This is a genomic window from Halomonas sp. MES3-P3E, assembly GCF_002836035.1.
Classification (GTDB): domain Bacteria; phylum Pseudomonadota; class Gammaproteobacteria; order Pseudomonadales; family Halomonadaceae; genus Vreelandella; species Vreelandella arctica.
Genome location: NZ_PJBT01000009.1, coordinates 18,785 through 34,298 on the forward strand (window position 1 = coordinate 18,785; position 15,514 = coordinate 34,298).

Annotated in this window: 11 protein-coding genes; 7 read left to right on the plus strand and 4 right to left on the minus strand. The window is 54.4% G+C overall.

Annotated features, from left to right (window positions below; genetic code table 11):
• Window positions 1-38: 38 nt before the first annotated feature.
• Complete coding sequence (locus CXF87_RS02960) at window positions 39-455, minus strand: SRPBCC family protein (protein WP_101145410.1); 417 nt, start codon at window positions 453-455, stop codon at window positions 39-41.
• Window positions 456-663: 208 nt separating this feature from the next.
• Here CXF87_RS02960 and queC point away from each other — a divergent pair, with 208 nt between their 5' ends.
• The 4 genes from queC to CXF87_RS02980 are packed head-to-tail and all read left to right on the plus strand — an operon-like array spanning window position 664 to window position 3,126.
• Entirely contained in the window at window positions 664-1,371 is a 708-nt protein-coding gene (gene queC / locus CXF87_RS02965; protein WP_101145411.1) for a 7-cyano-7-deazaguanine synthase QueC, read from the plus strand.
• On the plus strand, window positions 1,371-2,027 hold the full coding sequence (queE, locus tag CXF87_RS02970; RefSeq protein ID WP_101145412.1) for a 7-carboxy-7-deazaguanine synthase: 657 nt from the start codon (window positions 1,371-1,373) through the stop codon (window positions 2,025-2,027). Before queC ends, queE begins: the two co-directional genes overlap by 1 nt.
• Complete coding sequence (locus CXF87_RS02975; protein ID WP_101145413.1) at window positions 2,027-2,872, plus strand: 6-pyruvoyl trahydropterin synthase family protein; 846 nt, start codon at window positions 2,027-2,029, stop codon at window positions 2,870-2,872. Before queE ends, CXF87_RS02975 begins: the two co-directional genes overlap by 1 nt.
• Entirely contained in the window at window positions 2,869-3,126 is a 258-nt protein-coding gene (locus CXF87_RS02980) for a YkgJ family cysteine cluster protein (protein WP_101145414.1), read from the plus strand. Before CXF87_RS02975 ends, CXF87_RS02980 begins: the two co-directional genes overlap by 4 nt.
• Before the next feature lie 73 nt (window positions 3,127-3,199).
• Here the strand turns inward: CXF87_RS02980 and CXF87_RS02985 are convergent, their stop codons facing one another.
• Both CXF87_RS02985 and CXF87_RS02990 read right to left on the minus strand, forming a co-directional pair.
• A complete protein-coding gene (locus tag CXF87_RS02985) occupies window positions 3,200-7,099 on the minus strand; it encodes an AAA family ATPase (RefSeq protein ID WP_101145415.1) in 3,900 nt (1,299 codons plus the stop codon).
• A 27-nt stretch (window positions 7,100-7,126) separates the two neighbouring features.
• The gene (locus CXF87_RS02990) at window positions 7,127-7,828 is read right to left on the minus strand and encodes a tRNA-(ms[2]io[6]A)-hydroxylase (protein WP_101145416.1); all 702 of its coding nucleotides are present in this window, start codon (window positions 7,826-7,828) and stop codon (window positions 7,127-7,129) included.
• A gap of 527 nt (window positions 7,829-8,355) precedes the next feature.
• On the opposite strand from CXF87_RS02990, the gene acnB reads away from it, so the two are divergent.
• From acnB to CXF87_RS03005, 3 genes are all read left to right on the plus strand, one after another.
• Entirely contained in the window at window positions 8,356-10,959 is a 2,604-nt protein-coding gene (gene acnB / locus CXF87_RS02995; protein WP_101145417.1) for a bifunctional aconitate hydratase 2/2-methylisocitrate dehydratase, read from the plus strand.
• Window positions 10,960-11,142: 183 nt separating this feature from the next.
• Entirely contained in the window at window positions 11,143-11,637 is a 495-nt protein-coding gene (rraA, locus tag CXF87_RS03000) for a ribonuclease E activity regulator RraA (protein ID WP_176303724.1), read from the plus strand.
• Window positions 11,638-11,674: 37 nt separating this feature from the next.
• Window positions 11,675-13,618, plus strand: coding sequence for a glycerophosphodiester phosphodiesterase family protein (locus tag CXF87_RS03005; protein WP_101145418.1), 1,944 nt, complete (start codon window positions 11,675-11,677; stop codon window positions 13,616-13,618).
• A 5-nt stretch (window positions 13,619-13,623) separates the two neighbouring features.
• On the opposite strand, the gene ggt is transcribed toward CXF87_RS03005, so the two are convergent.
• Entirely contained in the window at window positions 13,624-15,414 is a 1,791-nt protein-coding gene (gene ggt, locus CXF87_RS03010; protein WP_101145419.1) for a gamma-glutamyltransferase, read from the minus strand.
• Window positions 15,415-15,514 lie beyond the last annotated feature (100 nt).

Consider the following 15,514-nt stretch of genomic DNA (forward strand, 5'->3'; position numbering starts at 1 on the left):
GCAACCACTCGTTGGGTGCGCCGTTAAAAAGCAGCGCCCTAACCGTTTAAACGCGCTTCAACGCGGTCAAGAATTTGCCGGCTGACTTTTCCCACCAGCGGCTTGGCCGCTTTGTTAACGGCCTTTTCCATTAGGCGGTTGCGAATTTCATAGCTTAGCGTCAGCGCCACTTCAGTCCCTTCCGGCACTTCGCGAAGACGGTATCGCCCCTGGTTTTTAACCCCATCCAGCGACTCCCAGGCAAGCACATGGGGCGGTTGAACTTCGGTGACCATGACATCAAACGCCCAATCCATACCGACAGCGCGCACGTGCCATCGATAGCGGTTCTCTCCCAATGTGTCGATGGAGCGGATTAGATCCGAGTAATCAGCAAAATCCTCGACGCGACGCAGTAACTCGAACACCTTTTCGGGGGGAGCGTTAACAATTTCACTGTGTTCAATGGTAGCCATTGGTTGCCCTCTAACAACGTGGATGATTAGCGTAGCATGTTGATATTAATGCTGCCCGCCCATGCCGCAATTACCCCAATATGCGCTAGAACTGGTCAGATTAGCCGCTATTGCGTAAACTGCCGCCTTTCCGGACCGGACCCCGGAACGCCGCGCCAGCAAATTGCTGCTCGCGATCAATAAATTCTCCGACAACGAGTGTTTTCTCATGTCATCAATACCCCCTGTGGCCGCTGATAGCGCCACGACTGTCGTTATCTATTCCGGTGGAATGGACTCTTTTACCGTGCTTCACCGCGCGCTGCGCGAAGGACTTACCGTCCACGCGCTCTCGTTTGACTATGGCCAGCGGCATGCTCGTGAACTCGACACTGCTCGTCAGGTCTGCGCCACGCTTGGCGTGCCCCATCAGTTGGTCGATATTCGCGCCATCCACGGTCTGATTGATAATTCAGCGCTGACCAACCCAGACCAAGCGATGCCCCACGGCGACTACGCCGCGGACAATTTACGCGCTACGGTGGTGCCTAATCGCAATATGATTTTACTCTCTTTGGCGATTGCCAAAGCGGTCAATATTGGCGCAGAGCGAGTCGATTACGGCGCCCATAGCGGCGATCACATATTGTACCCGGACTGCCGCCCCGAGTTCGTTGAGGCCATGAACCACGTCGCAGGCATTGCCAACTTCGAGCCCGTCACGCTCCACGCGCCTTACCTTTCTTCAAGCAAGGCAGAGATCCTGCGTGAGGGCTTGGCCATGGGCTTGGACTACCGCCACACCTGGACGTGTTACGAAGGCCGAGAACTAGCCTGCGGCGTTTGCGGTAGCTGCCGCGAACGACTAGCCGCCTTTGCCGCTAACGGGGTGACAGACCCATTGGCATATACCCCAGACACCGCAGGACAACGCTGATGTACCAAGTTAAAGAAGCGTTTTATACCCTGCAGGGGGAAGGCGCCCAGGCCGGAAGAGCAAGCGTTTTTTGTCGTTTTAGCGGCTGCAACCTGTGGTCGGGCCGCGAAGTGGATCGTACAACGGCTAAGTGCACGTTTTGCGATACCGATTTTATTGGTACTAACGGTATCAACGGCGGAAAGTTTGCCACTGCCGAGGCCCTTGCCGAGCACATTGCAGCCCTTTGGCCTGCCCAAAGCGGTGGTGAAAAGCCCAAGGCAACACCCTATGTCGTGTTTACCGGTGGTGAGCCTTTGCTGCAGCTTGACGAGACATTGATTGCCACGCTGCACCGCCATGGGTTTGAGGTAGCCGTCGAAACCAACGGCACGCTGGCGCCACCCCCTGGCATTGACTGGCTGTGCGTCAGCCCCAAGGGCAACAATCCCTTGGTCGTTACCCATGGCGACGAATTAAAGCTCGTTTACCCCCAGGCTGATGCGCCCCCGGAGCAGTTTTCAAGCTTGGACTTTCAGCACTTTTTTTTACAGCCGATGGATCTTGCTCCCCTCCACCAGGACAAGACAACCGTTGCTGAGACGACCGCTTACTGTATGGCTAATCCACAATGGCGTCTTTCGCTGCAAATGCACAAATTAGCAGGTTTTGATTAATGGCTTTATTCGTTCAACAACTGACCCATATCGACATCTCGCTTTGGTGCGCCAAGCGCGGCTTGGTCGGCTGTAGCTGGCAGGTAGACGCGGTGCTGGAGGGCGAGCTGGGTGAAGACGGCATGCTGTTCGATTTTGGTGAAGTGAAGCCGTGGATTAAGCGTACCCTGGACAGCGGGCTGGACCATACCCTACTGGTCCCCACCGAGGCATCAGGTATCAGTGTCTCCGAGTGCCCTGAAGGGTTATGCGTCCGTACCACGACGCCCTACCCAATGGAAGTACGCGGGCCGGAAGAGGCATTCACCCTGCTTCCCTGGCAAGCTATTACGCTTGAAATGGTCGCTGAACATTTAAGCCACCAACTGACCGAGCAGCGTCCTGAAAATGTTGATCGGGTTTCCCTAACACTTAGCGATGAACCCAACGACGGCGCCGCATACGGCTACAGCCACGGCCTGAAGCGGCACGCAGGAAATTGCCAACGCATTGCCCATGGCCACCGTTCACGACTGTATATCTGGCAGCAGGAAGCGCGCCAAACCCTGCTTGAGCAACAGTGGGCGGCATGGCTGAATAATCGCTACCTTCTTGAAGAAGCAGATATCGCGGCTCGCAATAGTGAAACCCTTACCTGCCGCTACCGAGCTGCCCAGGGGGATTTTTCCATTACCTTGCCACCGTCGTTGTGTACCGTGCTGCCCGGGCCAACCACGGTAGAAAATATTGCGGCCTGGCTGGCACGGGAAGTCGCCACACAGAGCGGTCAAGTCACACGCATTCAGGCGTTCGAGGGTATCAACAAGGGCGCGATTGCTATGTTTTCACCAAGTGCTGCGCTATGAGCGAAGGATGTCGTGCGGGGTGTGGCGCCTGCTGCATCGCGCCTTCGATTAGCTCTGCTATCCCCGGCATGCCAGAAGGCAAGCCGGCAGGGGTACGCTGTGTTCAGCTAGATGAATACAACCTGTGTCGTCTATTTGGTGACCCGAGCCGCCCCAAGGTTTGCGAACGTTTTAACTTTGATGCCAGCGTGTGTGGCGAGCACCGAGAAGAGGCGCTCGCCACGCTGACCTGGCTAGAAGAAGATACACGTTAGAAAGCGCACTTTCTCCACCTCCGCCAAAGCCAACTCCCTTGGGCTAACTCCCTAGGGGCTGGCTCCCTTGTGACTAGCTTTCAATACTCACGGGGTGTGGCAAACGGCGGTCCAGCAGGCTGATCCAGCGTGTCAGTACCGGGGCATCACTGTGACTGACTTCGCTCAACAAGCGCCTGAAACTCTCTTTGGCCTGCTGGTCATTAGGCTCAATGCGCGTCAACCATAGTTCAAGGGCCGCCAGTTCCTGGTGGCGGTTGCCATGCTCGCGAGCTTGATTAATCGCCATCTCAGCTAATGCTTTCACTTCATTGGCGGGATGCCCAAGCAGATCACGCACCTTGGCAAGCTGGGTGGCTAATTCCGGCAGGAATAGCGTTGTCCTTTCACGGGCGATCACTAAGCACTGATCCAGGTAATCCTCTGCAGCGTTTAGCTCGCCCAGCTCAATACACGCGTCCGAATACCAGAGTACTGGCCGCTGATAGCGGTTACGCCCTTTCAGCTCGGCCATCTGGTCTAGACTGTCACGCAGTTGGATAAGCCCCGCTGTATCCCCTGCCAACGCCCGCTGCCAGCCGAGAATAATTTGTGCGGAAATTTGCCATAACTGCAAATCTGGTGTGCCGGTCATAGCGGCCGCCCGTTCGGCGTGCCGAGCAGCCAGATGAACGTGTCCCAATTGACGATAAAGCGCCGCGGCAAATAATAGCGCCATCGCCAAAGTACCAGGGTGTGCAATCTTCTCCGCTAGGCGAATCGCCGACGAGACTTGACGTTCAGCGCGCTGATAATCGCCACGCAAACAAAGCGCCCAGCCTTGAAAGCAGGCAGCAGAGACTTGCGGGTGATCAGAGAATGGCAGCCACTCAATCATCATCTGCGCATTCAGCGGATCAATTTCATCCAAGTGATCGTGCGCCTGCTGAATGCGTCCAGCCCAATACTCGCAATTAGCCCGGGCATAATCGGCTAAACGGCGATAACGCGGGTCTTCGAGACGGGACGCGATATCGGCCAGAGTTGAAGCCAAAGCAAACGCATCCGCATGGGCATAGCGCTGGCTACGACCGACCCAGAGCCCCCATTTGACCAGGAATATCTGTTCCAGGTCTTCAGGGTCTTCGAGACTATCACTGCCCGATTCACGCAGTAGCTCCCGAGCACGCACAAAACTTTCGTGGGCAGTCGGTGAGCCGTGTCCCTCTAACGAAAAAGCCGCCTGACCGCGAACGGTGAGCAGGCTCACTTCACGCTCGATCTCGTGCTCAACATGGCGAAGGCTCGCCAAACCGAAATCCGCCATACGCAGAGCGGTTCGGTTGGCACTGACCTTGAGTGCTTCTCGAGCGGCCAGCTCAAAGTAACGGGCGCCACGAGCATAGTGCCCACTACGACGGAGGTGGGTAGCGAAATCACCGGGGTGACGGCTGATCCATACCGGAAAACGCTCTTCTATTAAAGTCACCACCTGCTGGTGCAGCTTGACCCGCACATCTCTCGGGCAAGAGAGATAAGCGGCTTCCTGCAGCAACTGGTGACTAAACTGGAACTCGTGGTCGCCACTCTCTTTATCAACCGGCTCAACGATTTCCAGCACTCGCATATGCTCAAGCGCTTGGTTCAGCCGACCTTTTTCCCAGCCACTGCACTCAAGTAGAAAATCCAACCGGAAGCGCTTACCCAGTACCGCTGCTACGTGGGCAATTTCACGGTCGCCCTCAAGTTGATCAATACGGCTTGCTAAAAGCCCTAACAACCCCTTGGGCAGTTCTTCAAACTGGACACTGCGCCCTTCTCGGCGATCCATATCCAAACGACGGCAAATCTCCTGCATATACAGAGGCACACCATCGCAGCGCTCAATAATTTGATTACGCAACCGCGGACTCAGATGGATGCGGTAACGGCGGGAAAGTTGTGATAAAAGCCGCGAGGACTGCAACGCATCCAGATTACCTAAGCTGATTTGCTGATCCCAATGCAGTTTCACCGGCAACGCTTCACGCCCATGATGACTAGCTACCAACATAAAAGCGGTGTTGATAGGTAATCTTGCCTGCAGCCCTGCCAATACTTTAAAAGAGGGTTCATCCAGCCACTGTAAATCATCAATCATTAACACCAGCGTGTGCGTCGTTGCTTGCCGCTCAATTAAGCGGTGCAAAAGCATCACGACCAGCTCAACGGCTTCGCCACTTTGGGCAAGCTGGGTAATCTCCTGTACTTCATGTACGCCAAGCGCCTGCTCCAGCAGATGCTGTCGGTCAGCCGCAAGCTGATCAAACCCTAGCGTTGTCTGTAGTTCGTGAATGGCTTCAACAGTAAGCGCTTGCTTGAGATACCAGCCAACCAATGTGCGGGCCACCCCATAAGGGTCTAGCACCGAAAGACGCGTAGTGGGCTGCCAGCATATCGCCGCATCACGACTAAGCTCTAATTGGCGAAAACCGACCATTAACGCCGACTTTCCCATCCCCGAGGCACCACGCACCAATACACTTTGGCGCAAGCCAATACCTGCCCGCGCCAGCGCATCGCGCAGGGTACGCAGCGATGTTTCACGGCCCACCAAGCTGGGGGGAAGTGCATCGCGGCCGCCTTCGTTTTGGCCCAACACCAGCGCACGCAAACGTACACGGCCATCACTGGCGATCAAACGCGACACCAGGCGTGGCTGAAGGTCAAGCGCGGGTGGCATATGCTGACTGGCTTCTTGTGAAATAACCAGCTCACTACCTTCTGCTGCGCTCATGAGCTCCAAAGACATTTGCGTGACTTGCCCTAACGGGTCCGCTAACTGACGCTCGGGTAGGTACACCACACGACCGCTGTGCAAGCCAGCGGCCAACTCAAAGTGCGGTATATTACCCTCACCAGTCCAGTGGCGCCCGCTCTCTTGGGGAAGGGCCTGACGACAATGCTCATAAAGCGCCACTAGTTCCGCCAACTGATGCGCGGGGCCATGAGTGCCGAAACAGGCCAAGCCTAAGCCGCCCGTAGCACCTGGAAGCCAAAAGCCACCTAAGTGATGGCACTGCTGCTCTAACCAGCGTAGTAATTCCAACTGCAGCGTAAGGCAGTGGCGTGTCGCCGCGCGATCTTGCCACTCCCCTTTTAGATGCAAGCGTATAGCCATCACGGAGAGCTGACGCAGTTCGATTTCATCTTCACGTAGCGGCTTACTATCCGCTGCCAGCGCGCGCGAAAAGGCGCCTTGAGGGCTCATCATTCGCGGGTCGTGGTGGCCATCTGACCAATAGCTGGCTAACTGCAGAAAGCTTGGCTCAGGCTGCTGGCCCGACAGCGCTAACAGCTGTAAATAGCTGTTGTATTGCTCATGGGCAGCAGCCATTTGGTTTTGTTCGGCGAGTTGACGAACCAAACGCTCATGAAAGGGACCGTAGCCTGAAAAGCGGCTGACCAACGCTTCCAAAATTGAATCAGGTACATCGGCGTGAGCTTCGAGCACCTGCTCAGCAAAACGAATGACACGCTGACGCCACTCATTACGAACTTGGACTAACCAGCGCTGAAATTCGCTACAGTTGGCCAGTTGCAGCTCTTCAATCAAGTCGCCTTGGTAACAAGACATCAGCGCTTCAAGGGTATTTAAATCGCGGGGTCCTTCTAGGAGCTGCTGCAGCGTATGGAGGTCAACCTGCCAGTTATTAGGAAGTTGAAAAGCAATCGTTTGCCGGGAGACGCTTAATACTTGGTCGGCGCTCTCACCTAACGATTGGCGCAAACAGTGCAGCGCATGGCGCAGGTTGGTTCTGCCTGATGACAAACCTTGGTCGGGCCACAACAGCTCTGCCAGAGCAGCCCGATTGACCGGCTGGCGGTGCAGCAAAAGATAAACAAGCAGCGCTTTCACTTTGTCGTAACTAAAGTGGGTCAATACATCTTCGCCCTGGGTAAGCGAAAAGTGGCCGAATAAGGTTAACTGGTCTGTCTCACGAGCATCGCGCATGATAAACATCCTGCCGGGCTAAGCGGCTTAAGCTGGCACACCGCTATGAAAACGAAAAGCCGTATCGGGCGAAGTAATCAGCTCCGCTTCACGCGCCACAAAAAAAGCGATCCGCTCGTCAATAGAGCTTGCTGTTTGCTGGCGAGCCAGCAACAAATAGTCTTCAAAATGACGGCCTTCTGACTTCACAAGCGTGCGATAAAACTTGGCAAGCTCTTCGTCTAAATAAGGAATCAAACAAGCAAACCGTTCACAGCTACGTGCTTCAATAAGTGCACCGATGATTAACACATCAATTAGCCGTTCGGGATCATTACTACGCAAGTGTCGCCTAAGCCCTTCAGCGTAACGTGATGCCGTTAAATGTTGGTAGGCAACGCCGCGTGCTTCCATAAGCGCGACTACCTGCTCGAAATGGAGCAGCTCTTCACGGGCTAATTGCGACATTTTGCTGAGCAACAGCGGCTGATCAACATAGCGATAGAGCAGACTCATTGCCGTAGAAGCGGCTTTTTTTTCACATTGCGCGTGGTCAATTAATAGCGTTTCAGGATTTTCGAGCGCCCACTGCAGCCATGCGTCAGGGGTTGCACAGGCCAGAAACTGGCGCAGGCTTTCAGGCAACAGATCATCCGCTTTTAACGCATGGTCAGCCCTTTGCAAGGCATTCGTTTGTAATTTATCAGTTTGGAAAGTACTGGTTTGGAAAGTACTGGGTTGTATCGACATAACACCATTACCAATCTTGTGTTTCACTATTGTACAACATATAAGCGCTCAAAACGCTCAGTCCCTGTTAGGTACAAATATTTATACCTTGCATCGCCTATTACTAATGTAGTTATTCGCTCAAAAATGCTCCACACACTTTATAAGCACACTATTAGTAGGATGCCTCTAAGGTTATAAATTGAGGTCTATGGTAACCCGCTGTAACCTCAATCACACCCGCACAAGCCTATGTTAACTTAGAAAATGGTAAAAACTTTCCTGAACTTGAGCCAAACGACTAATAAAAAGGTGTTTTTTGATTCATTTAGATCGTGACATCAACATAAAGTACAACAGAGGTCACGCCATGCCAGCTTAACATTGTCGACAGTTTGCCGTAGAATCTCGGCCATCCAACCATATGCTGTTTGTCAAGCGTATGTCCTATGTGATTGGTCCACTTTCCAACACTGCGCAGCCAATACGGTGCTACGTGTAGGCCGTCACCATAAAGTAAATCAGAACGTAGATGAGAGGGCCCCAACGTGCTTGAAGCTTACCGCCAACATGTCGAGGAACGTGCTGCTGAGGGCATCCCGCCCAAACCCCTAACCGCCGAACAAGTAGCGTCAGTAGTTGAGCTGCTTAAAACGCCACCGGCCGGTGAAGAGGAGTTTATTCTCGATTTAATCACCAATCGCGTACCGCCCGGTGTTGATGAAGCCGCCTACGTAAAAGCGGGTTTTCTAACTGCAGTCGCGAAAGGTGAAGCAAGCTCGCCGCTGATCGACAAGGTGCATGCTGTTAAACTGCTTGGCACCATGCAGGGCGGCTACAACATTGTTTCAATGGTTGAACTTCTCGATAACGAGGAGCTTGCCCGTGAAGCAGGTGAACAGCTCAAGCACACATTGTTGATGTTCGATGCCTTCCATGATGTCGAAACACGCGCCAAGAACGGCAATAGCGTTGCTAAAGACGTTATTCAATCGTGGGCGGAGGCTGAATGGTTCCTCTCTAAACCGGCCCTAGCTGAAAAAATCACTCTCAGCGTGTTTAAAGTACCCGGCGAAACCAACACGGATGACTTGTCGCCGGCGCCAGATGCCTGGTCACGCCCTGATATACCGCTGCACGCTAATGCGATGCTTAAAAACGAGCGTGATGGCATTGAACCCGTTGTGCCAGGCACAACCGGCCCGCTCAAGCAGATTGAAGACGTTAAAGCAAAAGGCTTTCCGGTCGTTTACGTTGGTGACGTCGTGGGCACTGGCTCATCGCGTAAATCAGCGACTAACTCCGTACTCTGGTTCTTTGGCGACGACATTCCTTACGCCCCCAATAAGCGCGCTGGCGGTTTCTGCTTTGGTAGCAAAATCGCGCCTATCTTCTTCAACACCATGGAAGACTCAGGCGCCCTGCCGGTAGAGATGGACGTCAACAACCTGAACATGGGCGACGTCATCGACGTTTATCCTTATGAAGGCAAAGTCTGCAAGCATGGCACCGATGATGTCATCACTACGTTTGAACTTAAAACGCAGCTGATCCTAGATGAAGTACGTGCTGGCGGCCGTATCCCGCTTATCATTGGTCGCGGACTAACCGGCAAGGCGCGTGAGTCGCTGGGACTACCCGCCTCTGACGTTTTCCGCTTACCCGATCAGCCCAAAGATACTGGCAAAGGCTTTACCTTAGCCCAGAAGATGGTTGGCAAAGCGTGTGGTTTGGACGGCGTTCGTCCGGGCATGTACTGCGAGCCTAAAATGACCACCGTTGGGTCTCAAGACACCACCGGCCCGATGACACGCGATGAGCTGAAAGACCTTGCTTGCCTAGGCTTCCAGGCCGATCTGGTCATGCAGTCTTTCTGCCATACCGCCGCTTATCCTAAGCCGGTCGACGTAGATACCCACCACACTCTGCCAGACTTCATCATGAACCGCGGCGGTGTTTCACTACGCCCCGGCGATGGCATCATTCACAGCTGGCTGAACCGCATGCTATTGCCTGACACAGTTGGCACCGGCGGCGACTCGCACACCCGCTTCCCGCTGGGCATTTCGTTCCCAGCCGGTTCAGGCCTGGTAGCGTTTGCTGCTGCCACCGGCGTCATGCCGCTGGATATGCCGGAATCGGTACTGGTTCGCTTTAAAGGCCAGCGTCAGCCGGGCGTTACGCTGCGCGATTTGGTTCACGCCATTCCGCTTTACGCCATCAAGCAGGGCTTGTTGACTGTCGACAAATCCAATAAGAAAAACGCCTTTTCAGGCCGCGTGTTGGAAATTGAAGGTTTGGAAGACCTAACCGTCGAGCAAGCCTTTGAGCTTTCCGATGCCTCTGCCGAGCGTTCTGCTGCTGGCTGTACGATTACGCTGTCAGAAGAGAGCGTGACCGAATACTTGAAGTCCAACATCACCCTATTGAAGTGGATGATGGGCAACGGTTACGGCGACGAACGTACCATTAGCCGCCGTATTGAAGGTATGGAAGCATGGTTGGCTAACCCGAGCTTGATGCGTGCCGACCAGGATGCCGAATACACTGAAGTTATCGAAATTGACCTGGCTGAAATTAAAGAGCCGGTTCTGTGTGCCCCGAACGACCCGGACGATGCTCGCCTGCTATCAGAAGTAGCTGGCCAGAAAATCGACGAAGTCTTTATCGGTTCATGCATGACTAACATCGGCCACTTCCGGGCTGCGGGCAAGTTGCTTGAAAAGCAGCCTGCCGGTAGTTTAAAAACCCGGCTGTGGCTGGCACCACCGACGAAAATGGATCAACACCAGTTGACTGAAGAGGGCTACTACGGCATTTATGGCCGTGCAGGCGCTCGAATGGAGATGCCGGGTTGTTCACTGTGTATGGGTAACCAGGCCCGCGTTGCTGCCAAGAGCACCGTGGTGTCTACGTCTACACGAAACTTCCCGAACCGCCTGGGCGATGGTGCCAATGTGTACCTTGCCTCAGCGGAACTGGCGGCTGTTGCCGCAGTAGAAGGACGCCTACCCAGCGTTGAAGAGTATCAACGTTATATGGGTGAGTTTGACGCCATGGCTGGCGAGATTTATCGTTATATGAATTTTCACGAAATAGAGGAGTATCAAAAGATCGCCTCTAACGTGATTCCGATCGCTCAAGAAGCTTAATTTAACGCTTGAGTCTGATCACCCCATCGCCGATGCTCGCACCATCGCAGAGAATGTGACAGATTGCATTTTCTGAGTCGATGACCGAACGCCCCGCCACTGTTCTTCAGGGCGGGGCGTTTTTTTTGCACTGCCTTTGGACACCAATTTAATATCAACAGCCTCTACCATTAGGAGCGTGTGATGACGAATTCAACGCAAATTGTGACACCCGATCTCTGTGATGCGCACCCAGAAGTCGCCGTACTCGACCCGCTGTTTGTTAACTTTGGTGGTCTTGAAGCCTTTTACGGTCCTATTCGCACCATTAAATGCTTTGAAGATAACTCCATGGTTAAGCAAGCGGTCGCCGAGCCAGGTAATGGCGCGGTACTGGTGGTCGATGCAGGCGGCTCGCATCGCTGCGCCATGCTGGGTGATATGCTGGCAGAGCAGGCCGTCGCCAACGGCTGGGCAGGCGTTGTGATGTACGGCTGCGTGCGTGATGTGGATATACTCGCCGCCTTGCCGATTGGCGTTCAGGCATTGGGAAGCCATCCCCGCAAGAGTGAAAAGCACGGTGAAGGTCAGCGCGACATCGACGTCACCTTTGCAGGCGTCACCCTTCAGCCCGGACAGTGGTTATATGCAGATAACAACGGCATTATTGTTGCTGCGCAAAAGCTGTCACTTTCCTGACTATTTTTACTACCTATAAAGGTTGATTACAGTCCACTTGCCAGGTGTGGTGCTTACTGCCACCCTGGTGATTCATTCTTACCGTTTAGTGACGATGCAGCCTTTGACCTACCTTGGCTCTGCCTTACTGCGCACGCTGCGCGATCATCTTCGCCCTCTGATCGCCTATCACCTGTTTTTTACCCTGCTCGCCTCAGCCTTACTGCTGCCAGCGATCACCTGGGTGACGCGTGGGCTGCTGGCCCAACTCAACCGCACCGTCGTCACCAATGATGAATTGATTGCTCTGCTCTTTAGCCCGCTGGGATTGATAGGCATGCTGATAGGGCTTGGGTTCGCTTTTCTGATTATTTACTGGCAGCAGGCAGGCATGCTGCAGGTAGCCGTCAGACCGCGCGATAACCATTACCGGCTCGCCCTTGAAGCACTCTGGCTGAGCACTCGTCGGCTGCACACCCTGGCGGGCCTTGTCATACTTCAAGTAGGCACACACTTATTATTGCTCGCGCCCTTTATGGCCGGCCTCACATGGCTTTACGACTTCTGGCTGAGCGACATAGACCCTTACTACCTTCAGCGTGTGCGCCCTCCTGCACTGTGGTACTTCATTGGCTGCGCCCTCCCCCTGATCATTGCCTGGATATGGGCGGCCTCATGGCTCTATCTGCGTTGGCTGCTCGCACTGCCCTTAGTGGCCCTGGAAAGTTGCAACCCCTGGCAAGCACTGAAGCGTAGCGTGAGCCTAACGCGCGGCTGGCGCCGTTCGATTGGTGCAGCGGTGTTGCTCTTGCTACTGATTATTATCAGCCTGCCGTTACTGACCACGTTGCTATTCGACCGGCTATTTACGCCCTTGCTGTGGTGGCTGCCTGAGCATAACGCCGTACTCATACCGGCGATGTTGGCGTACCTGTTGGGCTATGTGCTGATTACACTGACCATTACCTTTTTGGGTATTGCCACTAACGCCCTCCTTTCTGCCTGCTTGTACATGCAGCTGGCGCATCAAGAACCACGCCCAGCGGCCCCACCGGACGATACGAACGCAGGGCGCCTTGCCTGGGCGGTTGAGCTCAGTGTGCTTGTTTTTGCCGGCCTTCAAGCGTGGTGGATTCTGAATAGCTTCGAAATTCGTGACAACGTCGCAGTGATAGCCCACCGCGGGAGCTCCATGGTGGCTCCTGAAAACACCCTCTCTGCATTAGAGCAGTCACTTATTGATGGTGCTGACTATATCGAAATTGACGTACGCTTGAGCAGTGACCAGCAGGTAATGCTCTACCATGACCGCAGCATGGCACGGCTAACTGGCGACAGCCGTGAGTTTGGCGAGCTAACCAGAGACCAACTTAGCCAATTCGATGTGGGCAGTTGGTTTGGAGATGCGTTTCAAGGCGAGAACATTCCTGGCCTGGACGAAGCGCTCGAAAGAGTTCGCGGAAAAGCAGGGTTAATGATTGATATCAAGCCCTTGCCGGGTCAAGAGCAAGCGTTAGCCGATGCCGTTATTGATACCTTAAATACCGAGAGCGACATTCGATACCGCTGCTGGGCAACCCAACAAAGCGCCTTTGATGGTTATACCGCCTGCGGTTTCCCCAATACGCTGTTGGATATGCGGATGGCGACCATGTCGCCGTCTCTACTCGAGCATATTAATGCCCGGGCGCCAGAACTACGAGTTACTTTGTTGGCGCAGCTCATTCTGCCCGGCACACTCAATCGACGTGGCTTTGATGCACTCGGCCTACGCCATAACCGCATCACGGAAGGAGAAGTTCGCCTGGCACGGCTTTACGGCTACGAAATACACGCATGGACGGTTAATGATCGCGCCAGAATGTCGACGTTGATTGACCTAGGCGTCGATGCCATCATCACCGACTACCCAGATCGTTTAACAGAGCTTATTCAGATTCGCCGTGAGTTAAGTGACGGGGCGCTAATGCTAGTGAAACTGCGCAACTGGCTTCGTCAGTAGCGCTCCTAATCGCCCATCACCACACCCTCACGCCGTGGGTCAGCGCCACCAAACAGCGTACCATCGTTTAGCCGCCTAATGGCTTGTAGCCCGCTGGTCAACTCCCGTTCGCTAACCGTGTGGCCGCGCTCCCTTAGTGACTCAATAGTTTCCTCAGGAAAACGCCCCTCTTCGATGTAAACATCGCCGCCCAACGTAATGGCATGGGGAAGATTGAGTGCTTCCTGGGCACTCAGCCCCCAGTCACGCAGCGCGATTAGAGTGCGGGCCGTATAATGAATGATCGCCGCACCACCCGGCGAACCCAAGCTAGCCACTAGCTCACCGCTTTCTTGATCGAATACCAGCGTAGGGCTCATGCTAGAACGCGGGCGCTTGCCTGGCTCGACTCGGTTCGCCACCGGGTCGCCATCCACTTCAGGAGCAAATGAAAAATCGGTGAGCTCATTATTGAGCAAGAAACCACCCGCTAGGCCTGTTCCGCCATCCGAGAGAATGCGCGAACCGAACGCCTGCTCAATGGTGGTCGTCATGGCCACCGCATTGCCCTCCTCATCCACAATACTGATATGGCTAGTGCCATGCTCAGGCTGATCGGGCTGGCTGGCCCAACTAACGGCAAGCTCGCCGGGATTGCCCGGTTCAGCGCTGTCGCCCATGCTCATCTCTTTAATGAGCTCACTGCGTTGCTCAAGGTAGTCAGGGGCCAGCATCAATGACCAATCGCCCCCCGGTGCTTCGACAAAATCCGGGTCGGCGATATAACGACCGCGGTCAGCAAAAGCGAGCCGCGAGGCTTCCAGAAACTGGTGCAACCACCCGCTGCTTGGAGCGCCGTTATCTAACGGGGCTTCAAGCAGCGGCTGTTGGTCGAGCATGCCCAAGATCTGCATCACGGTGAGATGGCCCGACGAGGGAGGCGGAAAGCCGCATACTTCCCACTGCTGCCAAGGCGTACATAAAGGTTCGCGGTCAAGCGCCTCGTAGCCACGCATATCTTCAACCGACAAACTACCAGGCCGCTCAGGGTGATTCTGAACCCGCTCAACGATATCTTCCGCCACGGAACCTTCGTGCAAGGCAGCGCTGCCTTGGTTTGCTACGCGACGTAGTACCTCTGCCAAGGCCGGATTCTTGAGTATTTCGCCAACCGCGATAGCCTCTCCTTCGCTATCATAATAAAACTGGCTGGCTAACGGATCTTGGCGCAGAAACTCGTCACTCGTCAGGCTGGTATGCAACCGATTGCTGACAGCAAAGCCTTCTTCGGCCAGGGTAATAGCCGGTGTAAACAATTCTTCCCAGGCTAGCTCACCATGCTCTGCATGGGCTTTTTCAAGCATACGCAGCGTACCCGGCACACCGACAGAAAGGCCACTAACCACCGCGTCGTTAAACACAAGCGGCTCGCCATTCTCTAAAAACAGCTCGCCATTGACTCCCTGCGGTGCGGTTTCACGACCATCATAGGCGCGCACTTCGCTGCCATCGTAATGCATTAGAAAAGCACCACCACCGATACCGCTAGATTGAGGCTCTACCAAATTCAGTACCATTTGCACTGCAATGGCCGCATCAATAGCGTTACCACCGGCTTTCAATACTTGATAACCAGCATCGGTTGCGAGCGGGTTGGCTGCCGCCACCGCAAACGACTCAGCCTCCCAGCCTGGCTTCTCTTCATAGCCAGACTCGCTTTCAGGAGCAATGGAGGGTGTCTCGTAGCTAAACCCCCAACTATAAAGCGGCGTTACCAGCAGCACAGGTAGCGCAAACTTAGCTGATTTTGTGAACATTTCAGCGCTCTCCGCGACAAGTTAAATACAAAAACACACATAAAAGAGTAGTCTATAAAAACAGCAACGCCCGGCTCAATGTCCGGGCGCAAACTAAATG

Excerpts from the sequence above, each read along its gene's own strand:
- ggt (WP_101145419.1), bottom strand. The coding sequence starts at position 15,414 with ATGTTCACAAAATCAGCTAAGTTTGCGCTACCTGTGCTGCTGGTAACG.
- CXF87_RS02960 (WP_101145410.1), bottom strand. The coding sequence starts at position 455 with ATGGCTACCATTGAACACAGTGAAATTGTTAACGCTCCCCCCGAAAAG.
- CXF87_RS02985 (WP_101145415.1), bottom strand. The coding sequence starts at position 7,099 with ATGCGCGATGCTCGTGAGACAGACCAGTTAACCTTATTCGGCCACTTT.
- CXF87_RS02980 (WP_101145414.1), top strand. The coding sequence starts at position 2,869 with ATGAGCGAAGGATGTCGTGCGGGGTGTGGCGCCTGCTGCATCGCGCCT.
- CXF87_RS02975 (WP_101145413.1), top strand. The coding sequence starts at position 2,027 with ATGGCTTTATTCGTTCAACAACTGACCCATATCGACATCTCGCTTTGG.
- CXF87_RS02990 (WP_101145416.1), bottom strand. The coding sequence starts at position 7,828 with ATGTCGATACAACCCAGTACTTTCCAAACCAGTACTTTCCAAACTGAT.
- queC (WP_101145411.1), top strand. The coding sequence starts at position 664 with ATGTCATCAATACCCCCTGTGGCCGCTGATAGCGCCACGACTGTCGTT.
- rraA (WP_176303724.1), top strand. The coding sequence starts at position 11,143 with ATGACGAATTCAACGCAAATTGTGACACCCGATCTCTGTGATGCGCAC.
- queE (WP_101145412.1), top strand. The coding sequence starts at position 1,371 with ATGTACCAAGTTAAAGAAGCGTTTTATACCCTGCAGGGGGAAGGCGCC.